Source organism: Sutterella faecalis, assembly GCF_006337085.1.
Taxonomy (GTDB): Bacteria; Pseudomonadota; Gammaproteobacteria; order Burkholderiales; family Burkholderiaceae_F; genus Sutterella; species Sutterella faecalis.
Genome location: NZ_CP040882.1, coordinates 1,899,245 through 1,917,808, shown reverse-complemented (window position 1 = coordinate 1,917,808; position 18,564 = coordinate 1,899,245). Strand labels below are relative to the sequence as shown.

Here is an 18,564-nt window from a genome sequence, read left to right as displayed (position 1 = left end):
TGCCATAGTTTCAGGCGTCCGGAAATCTCCTCCGGGCGCCTTTTTTCTTCCAAGAATTTCCACATGACAGCCCAAACTGAACAGCTTGTCGTCGCCGTCTCCTCCAGAGCGCTTTTTGACCTTGAAAAAGAACATCAGCTTTTTGAAACTCAAGGGTATGAAGCTTTCCGGGACTATCAGGTCAGAATGAGGGATGAGCCTTTAAAACCAGGCGTAGCCTTTCCTTTCGTCAAGCGCTTTCTTGGCCTCAATAAGCTCTTCCCTAACTCAGAATCCTTTCGCGTAGTAGCGCTCTCTCGCAATTCGCCGGAAACGGCGAGGCGCTTCTTCAATTCTTGCCGCCATTATCACCTCCCGATTCATGCCGGAGCATTCACTTCAGGACAATCCACCTTTCCCTACATTTCAGCATTTAAGGTTTCACTATTTCTATCCGCTAATGCCGCTAATGTTTCCCGGGCAATTGAAGCGGGACTTCCTGGCGGATTGGTGCTGCCGAATCCGATGGCGGATGACGGTGAGGATGACGATCCAACATTAAGGATCGCATTTGATTTTGATGGGGTTCTTGCGGACGATGAGTCTGAGCGCTGCTATCAGAAAGAAGGGCTGTCTGCGTTCCATAAGAATGAAATGGAGAAAGCTGAAACTCCACATGCCCCTGGCCCACTGAGAGACTTATTTGCTCGGCTATCCGCCTTCCAGCGTCTGGATTATCAGACTCGGGGCAGTAAGGATCCTTACTTCAAACCTGCCATCCGCATCTCCATTGTCACCTCCAGAGGCGCCCCCAGCGAAGAACGATTGATCACAACCTTAAAAAGCTTCGGCATGAGTGCAGCCGAACTTTTTCTGCTGGACGGACTCGATAAAGGCAGCATCCTTGAAGCTATCCGACCGCATATCTTCTTCGATGATCAAACGCGCAATCTCGAAAAGATGCAGGCTCAGATACCCAGTGTGCTGGTCCCGTTCGGGATTCATAATGAACAATAAAAAAATCAAATAAATTCAATGACAAACAGAAGATACCAACAAACAATTCACCGTTAACCACTATGGTATCCACAAACAATCCACAGGTTAAAATGAGTTCCCCTGCTCACTTTCTTCAATTCCCTTATTCCATTAGATCTTTATATTTAATAAGCAGTCGTTAGTAGTAGGGAAGATGTTTTCTGTGGATAACTTAATTTTATTTATTGTTATCATGCAGATGAGAGTTGTATTTTGCTGTGGATAGATAGATGAATGCTTTGTGGGCAAACATGGATAGACTGGGGATGAATTTTTGAGAATCCAGGGCTATCCAGGAGTTGTCCACAAAATGCCGCATCAACATAAAAGTTGTTCACGTAAGTTGTTCACATAGTAGACAGCATTTTTGTTTATATGTCTTTAACCTCCGCTTTTCTCCCTTGGTTCGCGCCGAAGCTCTCGCGCTCAATGCGAGGAGTCATCAATAATCTTGGGCATCGAACAATCTTCATGCGAGGAGAGCGTATTTATGAGTCGCCAGGCTTTTTTCAGAAGCTGATGCTGGTTGAACGCGGCGTGGTTGCTAAAGCTCTGCTCGATCCTTTCCATAAGGATCCGCTTTTGATTTCGCTTTCGGGTCCAGGTGCGTTCTGTGGCAGTTATGAAACGCTCTATCTGCAGGACAGAATGCAGCGGCGGCACTGGTGCATGACGACTACGGAAGTTGTGGTTGCCAATGCAGATTTGCTTTTGCGGATTTGTGATCAGAATGCATCTTGGCAACGTGAGCTTTCGCATTACTCCTCAGTTTGCGCCGTAGCTGATCGATTAGGGCTTTTGGTAACGCACTCTGCTACGGTAGAAGAGCGCCTGGCGATTTTTCTCGTGGCAAGCTCCATTGCGGCGAGCTTGGATTTTCAGGATCTTCTTCGTGAAGGCGTTGTGGAATGGGTTGCTCTCAGCGTCATTCCTTCCCTTCAGGTTGCATCTTTCGTCATCAATACCTCGCCAGAGCAAATACGAGAGGTGCTTAGAAAGTGGTTGAAGGAAGACAGGATTCGATATCTCTCACATAAAGTTCTCATTTCACGGGAGCTGCTTTCTGGAAGCTGGCAGAAAATTCAGCCAATTCTCCAGACTGCAAATGTTTACGAAGCGGAAGCCCTCAGGACTTCTCTGCCTGTGCGCGATCTTGAACTGCCTCGTTAAACTTCTAAAACGCGTTCCGGCTTTCGGTTCATCTCTTTTTACGGTTGAAGATGCTCATGCAGCGAATCTCATTCAGAAAGGCCTCCCTTGCGCTTAGCCTGTCGGTCGGCGTGGTAATGCTTTCCGGGTGCATTGCCGCTCCCCTGATTGTTGGAGGGGCTGCCGCAACAACAGCGTCAGTTGTAACGGATCGGCGAACGGCTGGCTCCATCGTGAGCGATGAAGTTGTGGAAAAACGCGTGTCTTATGAAATAGAGCAGGCTCTAGGCAAAGACCAGCAGCATCATGTGACGGTGACTGCCTATGATGGTCGTGTCTTACTTTCGGGAGAAATTAACTCGTTAGGGAATAGAAAGGCCGTTGAGCAGATTGCCACAGCAAGTCCGGATGTTCGCGGAATAGTCAACGAACTTGCAGTTATGGAGCCGTCGTCGCTTTCGACGCGTCTTTCTGATTCGCTTCTCGCAACCAGAGTTCGTACCTCTATTGTCGGGAACAGCAAGATCTCTTTGAACCAGATGAAGGTTGTGGCAGAAAGAGGCATCATCTACCTGATGGGGCTTGTGACGGCGGATGAAGCCCAGATTGCCGCGCAGACAGCCGCAAAGATTTCCGGCGTTCAGAAGGTTATTACCTGCTTTACGATTGCTTCGCGCGAAGAAATTGAACTTCGCATGAAGACCGTTGAACAGAATCAGCCTAAGGAAGATTAAAACTCTCGTGCTGAGAGTAGGCTTCATATGAGGAGAAACGGGCCTTTGCGATCTCAGAAGATTGAAAGGCCCGTTTCTTTTAAAGATTTTCTATAAAAACGGAGAGAATGCATCCCGCCGCAAAGAGCATGGAGAAAATGCCTTCGAGCTTCACGCAGCCGAACATCACCTCATTGAGTTCTTCATGCTCTTTCAGGGCTAGATTTTTAGCAATTGAAATGGCCAGCGGAAGGGTCGCGAACGCGATAAGTACCGGCCAAAGCGAATTGCTGTTTACAGCCATGATGACAAGAGAGCCATAAGGAACGAGCATTAGAAGACGGAATAACTGCAGGAAGCCGGGCTTGCCGATCACAACGGCTAAGGTGTTTCGTCCAATACTGGCATCGTGCGCATGGTCGCGGAAATTATTGACTGCGAGGACGCCGGACGCAACGCTGCCGAGAGCGAGGCCGAGGAGGCATGCATTGATCGATATGTTGCCTGTCTGAAGGAAATAGGTGCCGCAGACGGCTGTCAGCCCGAAAAACACCAGGACGACAAGTTCTCCAAAAGGTGTGTAAGCGATAGGCTTGGGACCGCCCATGTACGAGTAGGCGGCAACGAGCGAAGCCAGTCCGATCAGAAGAAAGATCCAGCCGCCGATCCAGATGAGTACTGCCGTATTGATGAGCGCTAGGAGCGCACCGATCCTGATGGCAATACGGGCCGTTGGTAGGCTGATCCATCCCATTGTGGTAGCTCGCGGGAGTCCCCTGCGATTTCCTCTTTCGGCATTTCTTTCTGCATACCCCAAGTCATTTTCCATGTTGGAAATGGCTTGCATCAGGATGGCAATGGAAATAGTGAAGAGTGCTGTAAGAGGTTCAAAGGCCCTGGTTTCGCTCCAGGCAAGCGCTAGCGAAGCAATCACCGGGGAGACTGCTATCAGCCAGGTTTTCGGACGCGTGAAGGCAAGCCATGAACGTATCAGTCCAGGATTTTCGCGGGCAGTGAGGGTCATTATGTTTTAAAGAGCGTATTTCACCATCGGGCAAGCCGTGAGCGCGCGATACATGTCGTCGAGCTGCTCACGGGATCTCGCTGTAACGGTTACCGTTACGCACTGATACTTGCGGGTTCGAGACCATGTGACAACAACGTTTTTTTCGTCGAAATCTTCGAAGTGTGATTTGGTTATCTCAATAATTTCTTTGGGAAAAGCAGGAGATGCATCGCCCATGACCTTAATCGGAAATTCCATCGGGAATTTCATGAGCGCCTCGGATTGTTCCACGGCTTCTTTCAGCTGTTCGGATTCCTTGTCTTGAACGACATCTGAATCCATTGTTACAACATCCTTTTTTTCCGCTTCAGTCATTTTCTTTACTCAGAGAAATAAAAATAAGGTGCCTGTTCATTCAGGGATGCAGCGCATCCTGATCAAGAGCAATACGGAGCGTATCGCGAAATCTTGCCCAGAAACCTCCGATAGGAACATTTTCCGCCGCTACGAGAGGAGCATTTGCGATTTCACGGCCGTCAGCATAAATCTTCACTTCTGCGATGAGGTTCCCCTGTGCAACGGGGGCCACAAGGGGAGAAGAATAGCTCACGCGGATATCAAATGCGTTTGAGCCGTTGCTGATCATCTGTTCCCGGGAGAGCGTTGCAAAGAGATCCTCATTGAGCATTGCGGCAACTTTTCGTTTGAGTCCCTTGAAAACAGGAATCTGCGCAACTACTGTTCCTTTTCCATAAATTCTGAGCGTTTCATAGTCGCGCCATGCTCTGAGAAAGAGGGCAGAGAGACGATCCCGCAGGGCTTTTTGATCTGGGGCACCGAGCTCTACAGCAAGAAGTCTGCGGATGCGATTTCCCGAGTTTCTAGGATTTTCGGAGAGCACGACGGCGCTGGCATTTTTAGCATCTGGGGCAATAAAAATGCCGGAAATAGCAGGACTATGAATCAGCAGAAAATTGGAAGTTGTTTGCGGCGGCAAACCGGGTGCGGTAAAGCGCTGCTGAGCAGCCCAAATTCGGGAAATGGAGAAATCCCGGAAAAGCGCCTGTGCCAGATGCGCTATATCTTCGGCAGAAGAAATACATGACTCTGAAGTGCTGCACGGGTACGAAAATCGGGATGATGCCATGCCAAGTTTTTCTGCTCTCATTTGCATCTGTCGAGTAAATTCTTCTTTAGAGAGCCCTAGGGATGGCGCAATTGCCTCTACAGCATCTGGAGAGCCGTTCATCAGTGCGATCTGAAGGACCGTCGCTAATTCGACGGTTTGGGACGATTCGACGGTATCTTTTCTCGTTTTAACTGCGTCTCCCCAGGGATTGGGCACGTTCTCAAAAAGGTCAACTGCAGTTTCTTTCGCAATATCAAGCGCCGTATAGACCGCCATTAGAGGCAGCATAGGTTCCGCAGAAACAGGCGCAGCTGGAGCTTCCTCAAGTATGGTCTGGTTACTCTCAAGATCAATAAGCAGCGTTGCGGCATGCGTGGACTGAAATGCAAAGAACGCCAGTACAAAGAGTTTCGACGTGATTTTTTGGGACAACCGAGGCATGCCTGATAAGAGAACTCTGGAGATGAATGGTCGGCGGGTGTGGCCGGCAGATAGCTGTGTCAAAATGGAGCGCTTCAGCCCTTGATCGATCTTAGCTAAGCAATAGCAGAGCGTCTATGTCCAGTAATTATTTCCTCAATGCATTAAACAACTCGCTTCCGACGTCGGTGGAAGTGAATTGGCGGCAGGAAACAGGATCTACCAACGATGATCTGAAGGCGGCGGCGCGGCGAAATGCTTTTCGACATCCGGTGCTGCTTACTGTGGAGCGTCAAACCGCAGGGCGGGGTACGCACGGTCGTGGATGGCAGACGGCAGAGCTTGCAATGATTTTTTCGCTTGGCCTTCCGCTCAGAGATGGCTTGCTAAGCGCTCCTCCGGGCATGCTTTCGATTGCTGCGGCGATGTCGATTGCTCGATCTGCTTCTATGGCCTCCAACGAAAAGGTCCTGGTTAAGTGGCCGAATGATGTCTGGACTGCCGGAGGAAAAGCCGGGGGCATTCTTATCGAAACTGTTGGAGATGCAAACGGAGTCCGCAGCATCGTCATCGGGGTCGGTTTGAATCTGAGTATTGCTCCGGGAGGCGTGACAACTGCCGGATGGCCTATCCGAGCTATTTCTACGCGCGTAAGCATGAGTGATCCAACCATGCGTGGAGAGTTCCTTGGTTTGATCGTCTCTGATTTGATCAATACATTTATGGCAATTGAAAAATCTCATGATTTTTCAGAAATTATTGATAAATGGCCACTTTATGATGCCTTTTATGGAAAATCAGTAGCCTGGCGCACGCTCGACAAGCCAGATGTCCCGCTTGAAGGCATAAACAAGGGAATTGATGCTTTGGGTCGGCTTATTCTGCAGGGGCGGCGTGGAGAGAAATCGGAACTTTCCGGTGAACTGGTTTCGCTGCTCGGTAATTCTCATAGGGAGTGACGACCGTGAAGACTCTTCTGATTGATCTGGGAAATACCGCGCTCAAATGGGCGCTTCTTGGTGATGAGCGCACACCACATACGGTAGTTCATCGCGGGCAGAGCGGCTTTAAGGAAAGGCTCTATTCAGATTGGTTGGAACTGGCGCCTGATCGCGTTATCGGCTGCACGGTTGCAGCGCCTGAACTCGCATTTTCAGCGACTAAGTTTTTTAATGATCATGACATTTCCTGGAACTGGGTTCGTTCTCAAAACGCATTCGTAAGCGACGACCTCACGCTAAGGAACACATACAGCGCACCAGGCAAATTAGGGGCCGATCGATGGTGCGCTGCGCTGGGTGCCATTGATGCAGCTCCGGGACAGTCTCTTTTGGTCGTGCAAATGGGAACTGCCACTACGGTGGATGCTGTGCTTTGCGAGGCTGAAGGGCAATATGCATTTCTGGGCGGCCGCATTGCTCCGGGGCCTACGATGATGAAGAAGTGCCTGGAGGACGGAATTCCACTCTTAAAAGGCGAGCTCGGTGAGTGGCAGGACTTTCCTCAAAACACGCTGAATGCAATCGCAACCGGCATCATGGATGCGCAGGCGGGTCTTGTGAAGCTTGCGTATGAGGAATTAGTGAAAAGAAGCGGAAGCGCACGGGTCGTGCTTGCTGGAGGGGCTGCGCGTTTCATCGAGCCGAGGCTTAGAGGGTTGGTCCCGAATCTGATGCTTCAGCATAACCTCGTGCTGCTTGGACTGGCAGCTCAAGCGCGGCATCGGTCGATAAAGGCAAACGAGTCATGAGAGTGCTTGCAGTTATTCTGGCGTTTATTGCTGCAGGTCTGGCAGCGTTACTCGTGATGAATCGCGAGGAGAAGGTGATGCGAACGGTGCCTGTGTCCGCGAACGCCGCCGTGGATGGCTTCACACTCGCAAAGCCCATCGTAATCGCGGTGCCTGAAAGGGCTCAGGGGGAAGAGCCCCCAGTAAAAGAAAAAGAGGTTCGAGAGTTGAATCCCCGAACTATTCCGCTCTTTAAATCAGCAGAGTCAAAGCTGCCGAAACCCGAAGATGCCATTTGCCTGAGGTTCGGTCCAATCCCAGAGAAAAACCTTAAAAAACTGAGGACTTCCATAGAACGCATCGGCTGGATGGACAGAGTTCAGATCAAGGCTGTGGATCTTGCGGAGCGAATTGTGTATGCAGGTCCCTACAGTACGGAAGTAAAGGCTGCAAAGGCGCTTGAAAAGCTCGTTCAGGAAGGATTGCAGAATGGGAAGCTTTTTGCGCTTGATGGGAAAGGCTGGGGAATAGAGATTGCCCGAACACCGGAGAGACTTCAGGCTGAAAACTGGGCGCGCGAAGCTGCAAGCGCCTGGTCGCTCAAAAATGTCATCGTAATGGAGCGCAATCCGCGTAAAGGCTATGTGGAGCTTGTCTTCCCTAATATCTCTCAGGATGAAAACAAGCTCCTCATAAAAACCTTTAAAGGCCGGGAAGGCGGTAAATTTTCCGCTTGTCAGCCCTGAAGACATTGCCGCTAGAAACGACTTTCAACTTCGGAAAAGCGCTGGGCGAGCTGAGGGAGCAGTTCCAACGCTTCGTTGCGACGCTTCCGGGAAAGTTCTGCAGCAACCGGGCGTTGACGCGGTCCCCATGGACATTCCGGAAACCAGCCGTCATCCTTCCAACGGGCAATGAGGTGCCAATGCAGGTGAGGCACCATATTGCCGAACTGCGCCCAGTTCATTTTGTCGGGCGCAAGTGCTGCCAGCATCTCCTCTTCTGCGGCATCCAATAGAGCGCGTAACTCTGATTTGAGTGCCGGGCTGAGCATGCTCATTTCTGCAATATGATCGCGAGCGACGATGCGGATATATGCAGGAAAATCATCGTTTCCGGCATCAATAGCATAGAAGTGACGCCCTCTCCAGAATTCTCCTATGGGCTTTTCGCTGCAAAGCGGACAATTCATGAAAAATCTCCTGAGAAATCAGTCTGCTAGTCTGAGCGTACCTTCTTCGTCTTCAACGATTCGGTAGTCCCACTTCTTTCGACCGGACATATCTTCAAGCCATGCAGCGATGGGTTCCCCCAGTTCATCGAGCATGTAGTTGATGTAATTTTCAGCTTCAAAAGGCGTGGCGAAGTTGTCTTCTTCACCATCGCTCCAGCGGACAATGACCTGAGTAACGCAGTCGCGGCGCATGGGATCAATCCTTTTGCGGAACGGCAGCAACAATGTCAGCGATTGCTTCGGTCAGTTTCCTGACATAGTCGAGAGGAAGAGACTCATTCGGAGCATGAGCATTTTCTTCAGCACCGAGCACCCCTAGATTCAGGAAGGAAGCATTCGGGAATGAAGAAGAGAAGTCCTTCATCGTGCCGATTGTTGCTCCTTCAAAGCAATATTCGAAGTCGTTTCCCCATAACGATTTGCTGGCGGCGTGCGTTGCCTCTTCAAGCCAGGGGGCAAGAGCCGGAGCCTCAAAGCCGCCTTCCGCTCGGCAATCCCAGACGGTGACGCGGGCATGCGAGGGCACATTTTCAGTTACTGCGGCGACGGCCGCTTTAAGCGCCGCCTGGGGATCAACTCTGGGAGGAATGCGGAAGGAGAGCGACAGGCTCGTTGAGGCTCTTAGGAGCGCACTCGCCTCAGAGGTCGAGGGAAGACCGTCAGCACCGAGGATGGAAAGCGTTGGTTCCCACGTATTCCTTAGGATGGCCTGAACGGGATCTGATGAACGCGGTTCCGTATCGCCGGCGAAGGGAAATTTGATGACTTCTTTGCCAAGGATCGCAGCGCATCTTTCAATGGCTTTTTTATGTTCTTCAGGCAGGGAAACATGAAATTCGGGAAGGAGTACACGGCCCGTCCTTGGATCCTCAAGACGGTCAAGGAGCTCGCGCATGACAGCAAAGGAGCTCGGGACAATGCCGCTTGCAATGCCGGAGTGTACGGGGTGTGTAAGAACTTCCACCTTGAGCTTGAAGCCGACAACGCCGCGCAAGCTGCTTGTTAGCCAGAGGCGGTGGTGATCGCAGATGCCGAGGTCAAGGATAGCCAGGACGCAAGGGTCACCGCAGCGAGGCGCTATTTCATGCAGATAGGCACCAAGGTCTTTGGAGCCGGATTCTTCGTCGGTTTCGAAGAAACCTACTATGCGAGGATGGGCCGTTCCAGCAGCTTCAAGCGCCAGAATGGCCGTAAGCGCTGTGTAGAAGCTGTAGCCGTCGTCTGCAGAGCCTCGTCCGTAAAGACGGTCGTTCTTTACGACCGGCAGCCACGGGCCGAGTCCTTCAGACCAGCCGTTGGTTTCAGGCTGCTTGTCGAAGTGTCCGTAAAAAAAGACGGGACGGCCGGTGTGCCCATCAGAAGCGGGCAGGTCAATGAAGAGTGCCGGAGTAACACCTGGCTTCGAGAGAATTTCGAAGGTGCCCGATGGGAAGCGCTTTTTCCCCCATTGAGCAGCATCCTTCACAGCTTCCAGAAGAAAACCATGCTTTTCCCACTCTGCATCAAAGGCAGAGCTTTTGGAAGGAATGCGGATGAATGCCTTCATGGCATCAAGGGTTTCGCCTTCCCAGGCGTGGTGAATGTATTCCTTTAGCGTCGTCATTTTCTTAGCGTCAAGCAATTCAGTGAGGAAAGGGAGGCCGGCCGGGAATTCGGGAAGCCTTTTTCTCAGCATATGGGTGCAATCCTATTCCTTCTTTTGCAGGTCAAGGATTCGGCGGCAGGTTATCGCTCGATGCTGAAAGCTTGAACACCGAGCTCAGAACTGATGTTGCGTGCATACTGTGCGGCTTTGTCATGCGTCATGCCGCTGCCGACGATTACCCTCCAGAGCGAGCCGTCCTTCACAATGCGCACGCCCTTCATGCCGCCAGTTGCAGAAAGAACCGCATCGGCATGAGCGGCGTAGCTTCGCGCATTGCTTTCCTGCGAGAAGGAGCCGATCTGCACGCCCCAGCCAGCTTTTGCTGACGTAATGCCTGCAGTATCGGAAGGTGCTTTCCACGTGGGCTGCGAGAGCGGCGTTGTGCTGATGCTGCTCTGTTGCCAGGAGCCCGATCGGATTTCATCCCAGGTAAGGCGGCGCACTTCTACATTGGCAGTACCGGCGCTGGAATACCCAAGCGTTTTGGCTGCTGCATAAGAAAGATCAATGATGCGGTTATGCAGGAAGGGCCCTCTGTCATTGACTCGCACGATGATGGAGCGCCCATTGGAAAGATTCGTTACGCGTGCGTAGGAAGGCAGCGGCATTGTCGGATGCGCGGCGGTCGGCTGATACATGTCGTATATCTCGCCGATCGAGGTTTTGTTCCCATGAAACTGTTTGCCGTACCAGGATGCAACACCGCGCTGGCGCAGAGGCGCGTCGGTTGTCATCGGGGTATAGCTTGAGCCGAGCACCGTATAAGGGCGATTAGCGGCTGCCCGGAAAGGCTCGACTTTAGGAACTGCGCTTTCAGTGCCAGATCCAGTGAATACAGTCGGAGGACCGTCGTTGCCGTAGTAGCGGGAGTTTGTGCTGCACCCGGAAAGCGTCAGCAGAGCAGCCGCACCGGCCAGGATGGAAAGATAAGAAATGATGGGGAGCCGCATGAAGGGGGGTCTCCTAATCCTTTGATTCTGCGGATATGGAAAGCAGGATACCTGTGGAGATGCCGAGGATCAGAAGCGCTGTTCCGCCGTAGCTCATGAAAGGCAGCGGCACGCCGACCACAGGAAGAATTCCACTCACCATGCCGATATTGACAAAAGTGTAGGTAAAGAAGATGACGCCGATAGCACCGGCAAGAAGTCTCGAAAAGCGCGAAGGCGCCCAGGCCGCGATGAAGAAGCTTCGAGCCACAAGCGCAAGGTACATAAAGAGGAGAAGCACTGCACCGACAAAGCCGAACTCTTCGCCGAAGACGGCAAAAATGAAATCTGAAGTTCGCTCGGGAATAAAGTCGAGGTGCGCTTGAGTGCCTTCCATCCAGCCTTTGCCGGTAAACCCTCCTGAACCGATGGCAATGAGCGCCTGCAGAATATGAAAACCCTTCCCCAGTGGATCGAGCGTAGGATCGAGCAGAGTGAGGATGCGTTCTCTCTGATAGTCATGAAGCAGAGTCCAGCAGAGCGGCAGCGAAAGCAGCGCAAGGCAGACGCAGGCGATGACGACCTTGATGCTTACACCCGCGAAGAAAATGACAGAGAGTCCGGCAATGGAAACAAGAATGGCCGTTCCCAGATCCGGCTGACGCATAATGAAAATTGCCGGAATAAGGAGCAATCCGAAGGCGACGATGTGATCCCACCAAGCGAGCGATTCGCTTCTTTTCCAGTAATACCAGGCAAGCATCATCGGCACGGCGAGCTTCATGATTTCTGATGGCTGGATGCGGATGCCGATATTGAGCCAGCGAGTGGCGCCTTTTACCGTAATGCCTGCAACGGCGGTTGCGAGAAGCAGGAGGCAGCCGACGGCAAAGCACGGCAGTGCAACGCGCCGGATCCACTTCACAGGGATGAGCGAAGTGGCAAACATGGCGCCGGCAGCGACGATGAGATTTCGGATCTGGTCCTCAATGCGCCAGGGGAAGGAATAACCTGCGGAGAAAAGCGTGATGAATCCGATCGTGATGAGGCACATCACGATCGCAAGCAGCATCAGATCAAAGCGCAGAACTCTGGAGAGGAGCCAGCGTCCCGACAGAGCAGACAGTCGGGAGAATTCATTCGTCATGACGGATTGCTCCTTTTCTGACGGCGCTCTTCCTTCGATTTCGTATCAATAAGAGGAACACCTTTAGGAGGCGGGAGGCCGAGCTTATTTTCTCCTGTGAGCCAGTAGTCCATCATTTCCCGGGCAATTGGAGCTGCTGCACGGGCGCCGAACCCGCCGTTTTCAACAAGAACGGCGAGTGCGATTCGTGGATTGCGGGCAGGTGCAAAAGCGATGAAGAGTGCATGGTCATGGAGCTCCCGCGATAGCTTCTTTTCGTCATAGCGAGAGTCCTGGGCAATGCTCACTACCTGGGCCGTGCCTGTTTTGCCGGCGACGCTGTATGGGGCGTCACGGAAAATGCCTCGTGCTGTGCCGGAAGTGGTGACATCCGTCATTCCAGCAGTCACCACATCGATATTTCTTGGTTTTAGAGGGATTTTTCCTGTCGACTCTGCGTCTACGCGGGTTATTTCCCCTGTCATCGGGTCCTCGATGCTCTTTACCAGGTGCGGAGTCATGATGACGCCGCGGTTGGCGAGCGTAGCCGTGGCATGCGCGAGCTGCAAAAGCGTGAAGGCGTTATAGCCCTGACCGATGCCGAGGGACGGTGTGTCGCCCACGTACCAGGGTTCCTTTATGCGTCGCTCCTTCCATTCCCGATTGGGGAGAATCCCGGTTTGCTCGCCTACAAGGTCAATGCCGGTTTTGGCTCCGAACTTCCATTGCTTCATGAAGTTGTAAATGCCATCGACGCCAATCTGGGTGGAGAGCCAGTAGTAATAGATGTCGGATGACACCGCTATGGATTTGCGCAGATTAAGCGGACCTTTTGGGGAGCCGGTAACGTCGCGGAAGCGATGGTTCCCAACCTGAAAGACGCCGGTATCGTTAAGGATAAAGTCAGCAGTTACCGCGCCGGTCTCAAGGCCGGCGAGGGCCATGAAGGGTTTGTAAGTTGAGCCGATAGGATAGATGCCGCGCATGGCTCTGTTGAGAAGCGGCTTTGTTTCGGCAGTATTGAGATAGCTCCAGGACTCAGGGTCAATGCCGCCCGGGAAAAGGTTGAGGTCGTATGTAGGAAGCGATACAAAAGAGAGAATCTCGCCTGTACGAGGCTCAATGGCGATGATGGCACCGGTTTTCCCCTTCATGGCATTTTCTGCCACGCTCTGCAGATTCATATCCACTGAGAGGCGGAGATTTTTCCCTGGATGGGCAGGAATCAACTCAAGCGTGCGCACAGATCTGCCGTCGGCAGTGATTTCGAGTGTTTCATGACCTGGAGTGCCGTGCAGAATGTGCTCATAGCTGCGTTCAAGTCCTACTTTGCCGATCTCGCGCTCGCCCTGATAGAGCGCAAGGACGCCTTCAGAGTCGAGACGCTTCTTGTCATTGAGGGAGAGTGAGCTGACGTAACCGATGATGTGGCTGCCAAGAGCATGTTCCGGATAAATACGGTGCTCGCGCTGATTGATGTCCACGCCGGGGAATCGCCAGCGCTGGGCCGTAAAGGCGGCTACCTCCGCGTCAGTGAGGTCTGTACGGATGGGAATGCCGTCGTAGCGATTCAGATCTTCTCTCAATCTGCGAAAGCGTCTGCGATCGGCAGGCGTGATTTTGATGACTTCCGCAAGACGGTCAATCAACCGGTTGATAGGCTCAACAGTTTGATCCAGCGTAATTTCAATCGACCAGGAGAGACGATTGCCGGCAATTAATGTGCCGTTGCGATCAAAGATCAATCCTCTTGATCCCTGATTGGTTGTGGTAACGGTACGGTTTTGTTCTGCCCGTTGCTGATAAGTATCCTGTTTGATGATCTGCAGCCAGGCAAGACGCATGACGAGCAAGCTGAAGCAGAGAATCACCATGCCGAAGGCAAAGGCAAGGCGCCTTCTAAATGCCCCGGCGTCAGAGTCTTCCTCTTTGAATTCCAGAGATTCGAGGGCCATGAGTGCATCTTCCCCCGAGGATCAGAGTGATGTGACGCGTGATGAGCGCGGCTTGAGAAGCTTGGACCAAAGCGGCCAGATAGCGGCGCCAGTCAGGCTCTGCAGGAACCACTCCCAACCCGGCCAGAGTCCGTCAAACCAGAGACGCACAAGCATCACAAGTACTTGAGAAAGCAGCAGGAGCGGCAAGATGTGGAGACTTTGTCCGAAGGGGCCAAACCAAGAGATGCGTCTCGCGAGTGTTGTCGTGAAATAGCAGAGCGTCACGAAGGCAAGCGCCTGCTGTCCGAGAACAGAACCATTGAGCACATCCATCAGAATGCCGCAGCAGAAAGCAACCGTCATGCCGGCGCTTTCGGGCTGCCGCAGCGTCCAGAAAATGATCGTGAGTGCCAGAAAATTGGGCATCCAGAAGCTTTGCTGGGCTGCAATACTGATAACGATGGAAAAGAAGAAGGTAAAGAGCACCCATGAGAGCGAGGCCGGATGTTCGAGCTTGCCGGCATCGCTGTCTTCAGGGAGCGATGAGTAATCAAGCTTGTTCATCGACGGGACCTCCGCTCAAAACGTGAGGGGGCAGCCGCTTCTTCAAGCCCGGCGGCAGGGTTGGGATTTGCGAGAACGACAGTGGCGAACTGGATGTCTTCAACATCAGCAACGGCAGCCGCTTCCACCCTTTGATAGGGCTCTCCAGGTTGATAACTGGTAGCTGTAACGCGCGCAGCAAGGATGGCTTTCGGGAAAAGATTGTCGAGCCCTGACGTAATGAGTTCATCACCAGGGCGAATGTCCGCCGAGGGTAATGCGAAGAGAACGGAAAGACTGTCGTCGCCCGTGCCCGAAAGGATGAAGAAGGCACCCGTTCTGCGGTTGATGACAGAAAGGCGAATGGTGTGGTCCGTGAGGAGAGTTACTTCGGAAAGACGATTAACAACACGGGAAATCTGTCCGAGAACTCCAAAAGGGCCGATTACCGGCATGCCGATCTCAACGCCTTCCCGGGAGCCGATATTGATCTGAATCCGGCGGGAGAATGGATCTGCAATGCGGCCGATGACTTCTGCCGTCGCGACTTTATCTGCTGCTCTGGGAACGGTATTGATGAGGCGCCGCAGAGATTCGTTTTCCTGCTGCACTTCCTCATAACGTGCAGCCGAGAGCTGCAGGAGCTGATTTTCTTCGGAGAGCCGCTGCACTTCTTCATTAAGGCGGCGCTTGCTCATGAAATAACCTTGCCCTTCACCGAGAATTCGGCCAGGCAGGTGGATCGCCTCTACGATGGGAGATGTAAAGCTCACTACCGTGCTTCTGAGGCCATCAAGCGAACGCAGGCGGCCATCAACAAGGATGGCTGCCAGCGAAAGCATAAGAAAGAATAGAAAGCGCGCGCGGGCGGATACGCCCTGGCGGAATAGCGGCGGAGCTCCGTAGGCCATTGCCGGCTCGATAATCAGCCGACAGCGAAGGCGGTGCGGAGCTTATCCATATTCTCCAGCGCAATGCCGCAGCCCTTCACTACGCAGTTGAGCGGCTCTTCGGCAACATGCACCGGCAGGCCGGTTTCTTCCTTGAGCAGCTGATCGATGTCTCTCAGAAGAGCGCCTCCGCCTGTCAGCATGAGGCCGTGCTCAGCAATATCGGCACCAAGTTCCGGGGGAGTTTTCTCGAGGGCATTCTTGACGGCTACCACGATTTGATTAAGCGGCTCGGAGAGCGCCTCAAGCACTTCATTGGAGTGAACGGTAAAGGTGCGCGGTACGCCCTCGGCAATGTTGCGGCCCTTGACTTCGATTGCCATCATCTCGGAGGCGGGGAAAGCGGAGCCGATCTTTTTCTTGATGAGCTCTGCCGTGGGTTCGCCAATCAGCATGCCGAAGTTGCGGCGGATGTAATTGATGATTGCCTGGTCGAATTTGTCGCCACCTACGCGGATGGATCCTGCGTAGACCATGCCGCCGAGTGAAATCAGCCCCACTTCGGTAGTGCCGCCGCCGATGTCGACAACAAGGGAGCCGGCAGCCTCATTGACGGGGAGTCCCGCACCAATGGCAGCAGCCATGGGCTCTTCGATCAGATAAACCTCAGATGCGCCGGCAGCGAGCGCGCTTTCCTTAATGGCGCGCCGCTCTACCTGCGTGGAGCCGCAGGGTACGCAAATGATGATGCGCGGACTAGGAGCAAACAGCCTTGACGGATGCGCCATGCGGATGAACTGCTTGAGCATCTGTTCGGTGACCGTAAAGTCTGCAATCACGCCGTCCTTCATCGGACGGATGGCGCTGATGTTGCCTGGAACGCGGCCGAGCATCTGTTTGGCGGCTTTACCGACAGCGTGAATGGTCGTTTTGCCGTTTGGCCCGCCTTCCTGGCGGATGGCGACAACGCTCGGCTCATTGAGAACAATGCCTTTACCACGGACATAAATCAGGGTGTTGGCCGTACCGAGATCGATGGCGAGATCATTGGAGAAGTAGTTTCGAAAGAAGCCGAACATCGTTGTTTCGCTTTGAATCGCCTCGCGCAGACAGGCAAAAATCCAGTACCCGGACATCCAAGGCCGAATACCGCACGCATAAATAAGCAATGATAAACTAACTCACCCTTTCCAAGGAGCAGCGCTTCAGGCCTCGCCTTCTGGCCTTTGTGTGGGATTGTTACGGATTTTTTATCTGTTTCCGTCCTCTGAACGTACGCTCCTTCTCATCCCTTTCCGGAAGACGTCACTATGCCTTTAAGCGCTGGCGATATTCGCCGTATCGCAGATCTCGGCCGCATTGATATTTCTGAAGAACAGATCAAGGTCATGCAGGGCGAGCTCAACGATATTTTCCAGATGATTGAAGAAATCCGTTCGGTTGATACCGAAGGAATTGAGCCCATGCCGAATCCGCATGACGGAGTGGAGCGCCTGCGTGAAGATGTGGTCACTGAAGGCAATAACCGCAGTGAGAACATGAAGAATGCTCCGGAAAAATCCGAGGGCTATTTCCTTGTCCCTCAGGTGATCGAATAACGTTTCCGGAAGAGTTTCACCCATGGAAAAAACTTTTGTCTCCGTCGCCGAACTGTCCCGGCGACTTCAGAGCCGCGAGGTGTCTGCCGTTGAACTTGCCCGCGACTATCTCGAACGCATCGAAGAAGGCCGCGGCCTGAATGCTTTCCTTGATGTCCGCCCCGAGGAAACGATCCGTCAGGCTGAAGAAGCCGACAGACGTATTGCCGCCGGGCAGGCGACTCCGCTCACCGGCATCCCCATTGCGCATAAAGACATTTTTGTCACCAAAGAGTGGGCATCAACGGCAGCGAGCCGCATGCTCGAAGGCTATATGAGCCCCTTTGATGCGACTGTCGTGCGCAGCCTCAAGGACGCCGGCATGGTTTGCATGGGTAAGCTCAATTGCGATGAATTCGCGATGGGATCGGGTAATGAAAATTCCGCATACGGACGTGTGGGGAATCCTTGGGATGCCAACGCAGTTCCCGGCGGTTCTTCGGGCGGCTCAGCCGCCGCCGTTGCAGCTGGGTTGGTGCCGATTGCAACCGGGACGGATACGGGCGGCTCCATTCGCGAACCCGCAGCGTTCTGCGGCATTACCGGCATGAAGCCTACATACGGCCGGCCGTCGAGACTCGGCATGATCGCCTTTGCATCTTCGCTGGATACTGCAGGTCTTCTCGGTCAGTCAGCTGAGGACTGCGCTATGGTGCTCGGCTCTATGGTGGGCCATGATCCCTGGGATTCAACGAGCGTCGATATGCCCCGGGAAGATTTCTCCCGGGATCTTGGCAAGTCGGTGAAGGGGCTGAAGATCGGCGTGCCGCGCTCCTGGATGGGAGACGGCCTTGATTCCGAAGTCCGCGCTTCCATTGATGCAGTGCTTGATTTCTATCGCCGCGAAGGCGCGGAGATCGTAGATATTGAACTGCCGATGGCTAAGCTCGGCGTTCCGGTTTACTACGTCGTCGCCTGTGCTGAGGCGAGCTCCAACCTTTCGCGTTTTGACGGCGTGCGATACGGCCATCGTGCGGCGGAATATACCGATATCGGCGACATGATGAAAAAATCGCGCGATGAAGGGTTTGGTCCGGAACCGAAGCGCCGCATCATGATCGGCACCTATGTGCTGTCGCACGGTTATTACGATGCCTACTACTTAAAGGCTCAAAAAGTTCGTCGCCTCATTGCGCGTGAATTCCATGAGACTTTCCGTAAGGTCGATGCCATTGCTTGTCCGGTTACCACTGGTACGGCTTACGATTTTGGGGCTAATGCCGATCCGGTTTCCGCCTACCTCTCTGACCTTTATACGGTTCCGGCTTCGCTTGCCGGTCTGCCCGGCGTTTCCATGCCCTGCGGCATCCATTCGAACGGTCGTCCAATCGGTTTGCAGCTTCTTGGTGAACACTTCACCGAAGCGAAGCTCCTGCATCTGGCTGATGCATGGCAGAAGGCCACCGACTGGCATCAGCGCCATCCGAAGGGCTATTGAGCAGACGAACGTTTAAAGGGAA

General features: G+C 53.1%; 20 protein-coding genes. 8 read left to right on the top strand and 12 right to left on the bottom strand.

Annotated features, from left to right (window positions below; translation table 11 throughout):
* Positions 1–63 precede the first annotated feature (63 nt).
* The 3 genes from FG381_RS07940 (at position 64) to FG381_RS07930 (ending at position 2,900) form a co-directional block, all read left to right on the top strand.
* Positions 64–996 carry a 5'-nucleotidase gene (locus FG381_RS07940; protein ID WP_139688320.1) on the top strand — a complete coding sequence of 311 codons (933 nt, stop codon included), beginning with the start codon at positions 64–66 and terminating at the stop codon, positions 994–996.
* A gap of 396 nt (positions 997–1,392) precedes the next feature.
* Positions 1,393–2,187, top strand: a complete 795-nt coding sequence (locus tag FG381_RS07935; RefSeq protein ID WP_139688319.1) for a cyclic nucleotide-binding domain-containing protein — start codon at positions 1,393–1,395, stop codon at positions 2,185–2,187.
* A 56-nt stretch (positions 2,188–2,243) separates the two neighbouring features.
* A complete protein-coding gene (locus tag FG381_RS07930) occupies positions 2,244–2,900 on the top strand; it encodes a BON domain-containing protein (RefSeq protein ID WP_139688318.1) in 657 nt (218 codons plus the stop codon).
* Between the two features lie 79 nt (positions 2,901–2,979).
* On the opposite strand, the gene menA is transcribed toward FG381_RS07930, so the two are convergent.
* From menA to FG381_RS07915, 3 genes are read right to left on the bottom strand one after another with little or no spacing between them, the layout of a single operon-like run.
* On the bottom strand, positions 2,980–3,903 hold the full coding sequence (menA, locus tag FG381_RS07925) for a 1,4-dihydroxy-2-naphthoate octaprenyltransferase (RefSeq protein ID WP_139688317.1): 924 nt from the start codon (positions 3,901–3,903) through the stop codon (positions 2,980–2,982).
* A gap of 6 nt (positions 3,904–3,909) precedes the next feature.
* A complete protein-coding gene (locus FG381_RS07920; RefSeq protein ID WP_226960214.1) occupies positions 3,910–4,260 on the bottom strand; it encodes a YbeD family protein in 351 nt (116 codons plus the stop codon).
* A 40-nt stretch (positions 4,261–4,300) separates the two neighbouring features.
* Complete coding sequence (locus FG381_RS07915; protein WP_165697855.1) at positions 4,301–5,446, bottom strand: D-alanyl-D-alanine carboxypeptidase; 1,146 nt, start codon at positions 5,444–5,446, stop codon at positions 4,301–4,303.
* A 125-nt stretch (positions 5,447–5,571) separates the two neighbouring features.
* Here FG381_RS07915 and FG381_RS07910 point away from each other — a divergent pair, with 125 nt between their 5' ends.
* The 3 genes from FG381_RS07910 to FG381_RS07900 are packed head-to-tail and all read left to right on the top strand — an operon-like array spanning position 5,572 to position 7,909.
* Positions 5,572–6,393: a biotin--[acetyl-CoA-carboxylase] ligase gene (locus FG381_RS07910; protein WP_139688315.1), complete on the top strand. Its 822-nt coding sequence runs from the start codon at positions 5,572–5,574 to the stop codon at positions 6,391–6,393.
* Positions 6,394–6,398: 5 nt separating this feature from the next.
* The gene (locus tag FG381_RS07905; protein WP_139688314.1) at positions 6,399–7,184 is read left to right on the top strand and encodes a type III pantothenate kinase; all 786 of its coding nucleotides are present in this window, start codon (positions 6,399–6,401) and stop codon (positions 7,182–7,184) included.
* Complete coding sequence (locus FG381_RS07900) at positions 7,181–7,909, top strand: hypothetical protein (RefSeq protein WP_139688313.1); 729 nt, start codon at positions 7,181–7,183, stop codon at positions 7,907–7,909. The genes FG381_RS07905 and FG381_RS07900 overlap by 4 nt, the downstream gene beginning before the upstream one ends.
* A gap of 11 nt (positions 7,910–7,920) precedes the next feature.
* On the opposite strand, the gene FG381_RS07895 is transcribed toward FG381_RS07900, so the two are convergent.
* The 9 genes from FG381_RS07895 to FG381_RS07855 all read right to left on the bottom strand — a co-directional run bounded on the left by FG381_RS07895 (position 7,921) and on the right by FG381_RS07855 (position 16,546).
* A complete protein-coding gene (locus tag FG381_RS07895) occupies positions 7,921–8,355 on the bottom strand; it encodes an HIT family protein (protein ID WP_139688312.1) in 435 nt (144 codons plus the stop codon).
* Positions 8,356–8,373: 18 nt separating this feature from the next.
* Positions 8,374–8,589 carry a hypothetical protein gene (locus tag FG381_RS07890; RefSeq protein WP_139688311.1) on the bottom strand — a complete coding sequence of 72 codons (216 nt, stop codon included), beginning with the start codon at positions 8,587–8,589 and terminating at the stop codon, positions 8,374–8,376.
* A gap of 4 nt (positions 8,590–8,593) precedes the next feature.
* The gene (locus tag FG381_RS07885; RefSeq protein ID WP_139688310.1) at positions 8,594–10,000 is read right to left on the bottom strand and encodes a M20/M25/M40 family metallo-hydrolase; all 1,407 of its coding nucleotides are present in this window, start codon (positions 9,998–10,000) and stop codon (positions 8,594–8,596) included.
* Between the two features lie 122 nt (positions 10,001–10,122).
* Entirely contained in the window at positions 10,123–10,992 is an 870-nt protein-coding gene (locus tag FG381_RS07880; protein WP_139688309.1) for a septal ring lytic transglycosylase RlpA family protein, read from the bottom strand.
* A 13-nt stretch (positions 10,993–11,005) separates the two neighbouring features.
* Complete coding sequence (rodA, locus tag FG381_RS07875) at positions 11,006–12,118, bottom strand: rod shape-determining protein RodA (RefSeq protein ID WP_139688308.1); 1,113 nt, start codon at positions 12,116–12,118, stop codon at positions 11,006–11,008.
* Positions 12,115–14,052, bottom strand: coding sequence for a penicillin-binding protein 2 (mrdA, locus tag FG381_RS07870; protein ID WP_139688307.1), 1,938 nt, complete (start codon positions 14,050–14,052; stop codon positions 12,115–12,117). The genes rodA and mrdA overlap by 4 nt, the downstream gene beginning before the upstream one ends.
* A gap of 21 nt (positions 14,053–14,073) precedes the next feature.
* Complete coding sequence (mreD, locus tag FG381_RS07865; protein WP_139688306.1) at positions 14,074–14,598, bottom strand: rod shape-determining protein MreD; 525 nt, start codon at positions 14,596–14,598, stop codon at positions 14,074–14,076.
* Complete coding sequence (gene mreC, locus FG381_RS07860) at positions 14,595–15,488, bottom strand: rod shape-determining protein MreC (protein WP_139688305.1); 894 nt, start codon at positions 15,486–15,488, stop codon at positions 14,595–14,597. The genes mreD and mreC overlap by 4 nt, the downstream gene beginning before the upstream one ends.
* 14 nt (positions 15,489–15,502) lie before the next feature.
* The gene (locus FG381_RS07855; protein WP_139689171.1) at positions 15,503–16,546 is read right to left on the bottom strand and encodes a rod shape-determining protein; all 1,044 of its coding nucleotides are present in this window, start codon (positions 16,544–16,546) and stop codon (positions 15,503–15,505) included.
* Between the two features lie 231 nt (positions 16,547–16,777).
* On the opposite strand from FG381_RS07855, the gene gatC reads away from it, so the two are divergent.
* A complete protein-coding gene (gene gatC / locus FG381_RS07850; RefSeq protein ID WP_139688304.1) occupies positions 16,778–17,065 on the top strand; it encodes an Asp-tRNA(Asn)/Glu-tRNA(Gln) amidotransferase subunit GatC in 288 nt (95 codons plus the stop codon).
* Between the two features lie 22 nt (positions 17,066–17,087).
* Positions 17,088–18,542, top strand: coding sequence for an Asp-tRNA(Asn)/Glu-tRNA(Gln) amidotransferase subunit GatA (gene gatA, locus FG381_RS07845; protein ID WP_139688303.1), 1,455 nt, complete (start codon positions 17,088–17,090; stop codon positions 18,540–18,542).
* Positions 18,543–18,564: the final 22 nt, after the last annotated feature.

What these genes read in the sequence shown, in the direction of transcription:
- FG381_RS07940 (WP_139688320.1), top strand. Translation starts at nt 64, where the DNA reads ATGACAGCCCAAACTGAACAGCTTGTCGTCGCCGTCTCCTCCAGAGCG.
- FG381_RS07935 (WP_139688319.1), top strand. Translation starts at nt 1,393, where the DNA reads ATGTCTTTAACCTCCGCTTTTCTCCCTTGGTTCGCGCCGAAGCTCTCG.
- FG381_RS07930 (WP_139688318.1), top strand. Translation starts at nt 2,244, where the DNA reads ATGCAGCGAATCTCATTCAGAAAGGCCTCCCTTGCGCTTAGCCTGTCG.
- menA (WP_139688317.1), bottom strand. Translation starts at nt 3,903, where the DNA reads ATGACCCTCACTGCCCGCGAAAATCCTGGACTGATACGTTCATGGCTT.
- FG381_RS07920 (WP_226960214.1), bottom strand. Translation starts at nt 4,260, where the DNA reads ATGACTGAAGCGGAAAAAAAGGATGTTGTAACAATGGATTCAGATGTC.
- FG381_RS07910 (WP_139688315.1), top strand. Translation starts at nt 5,572, where the DNA reads ATGTCCAGTAATTATTTCCTCAATGCATTAAACAACTCGCTTCCGACG.
- FG381_RS07900 (WP_139688313.1), top strand. Translation starts at nt 7,181, where the DNA reads ATGAGAGTGCTTGCAGTTATTCTGGCGTTTATTGCTGCAGGTCTGGCA.
- FG381_RS07895 (WP_139688312.1), bottom strand. Translation starts at nt 8,355, where the DNA reads ATGAATTGTCCGCTTTGCAGCGAAAAGCCCATAGGAGAATTCTGGAGA.
- FG381_RS07890 (WP_139688311.1), bottom strand. Translation starts at nt 8,589, where the DNA reads ATGCGCCGCGACTGCGTTACTCAGGTCATTGTCCGCTGGAGCGATGGT.
- FG381_RS07885 (WP_139688310.1), bottom strand. Translation starts at nt 10,000, where the DNA reads ATGACGACGCTAAAGGAATACATTCACCACGCCTGGGAAGGCGAAACC.
- FG381_RS07880 (WP_139688309.1), bottom strand. Translation starts at nt 10,992, where the DNA reads ATGCGGCTCCCCATCATTTCTTATCTTTCCATCCTGGCCGGTGCGGCT.
- rodA (WP_139688308.1), bottom strand. Translation starts at nt 12,118, where the DNA reads ATGACGAATGAATTCTCCCGACTGTCTGCTCTGTCGGGACGCTGGCTC.
- mrdA (WP_139688307.1), bottom strand. Translation starts at nt 14,052, where the DNA reads ATGGCCCTCGAATCTCTGGAATTCAAAGAGGAAGACTCTGACGCCGGG.
- mreD (WP_139688306.1), bottom strand. Translation starts at nt 14,598, where the DNA reads ATGAACAAGCTTGATTACTCATCGCTCCCTGAAGACAGCGATGCCGGC.
- mreC (WP_139688305.1), bottom strand. Translation starts at nt 15,488, where the DNA reads ATGGCCTACGGAGCTCCGCCGCTATTCCGCCAGGGCGTATCCGCCCGC.
- FG381_RS07855 (WP_139689171.1), bottom strand. Translation starts at nt 16,546, where the DNA reads ATGTTCGGCTTCTTTCGAAACTACTTCTCCAATGATCTCGCCATCGAT.
- gatC (WP_139688304.1), top strand. Translation starts at nt 16,778, where the DNA reads ATGCCTTTAAGCGCTGGCGATATTCGCCGTATCGCAGATCTCGGCCGC.
- gatA (WP_139688303.1), top strand. Translation starts at nt 17,088, where the DNA reads ATGGAAAAAACTTTTGTCTCCGTCGCCGAACTGTCCCGGCGACTTCAG.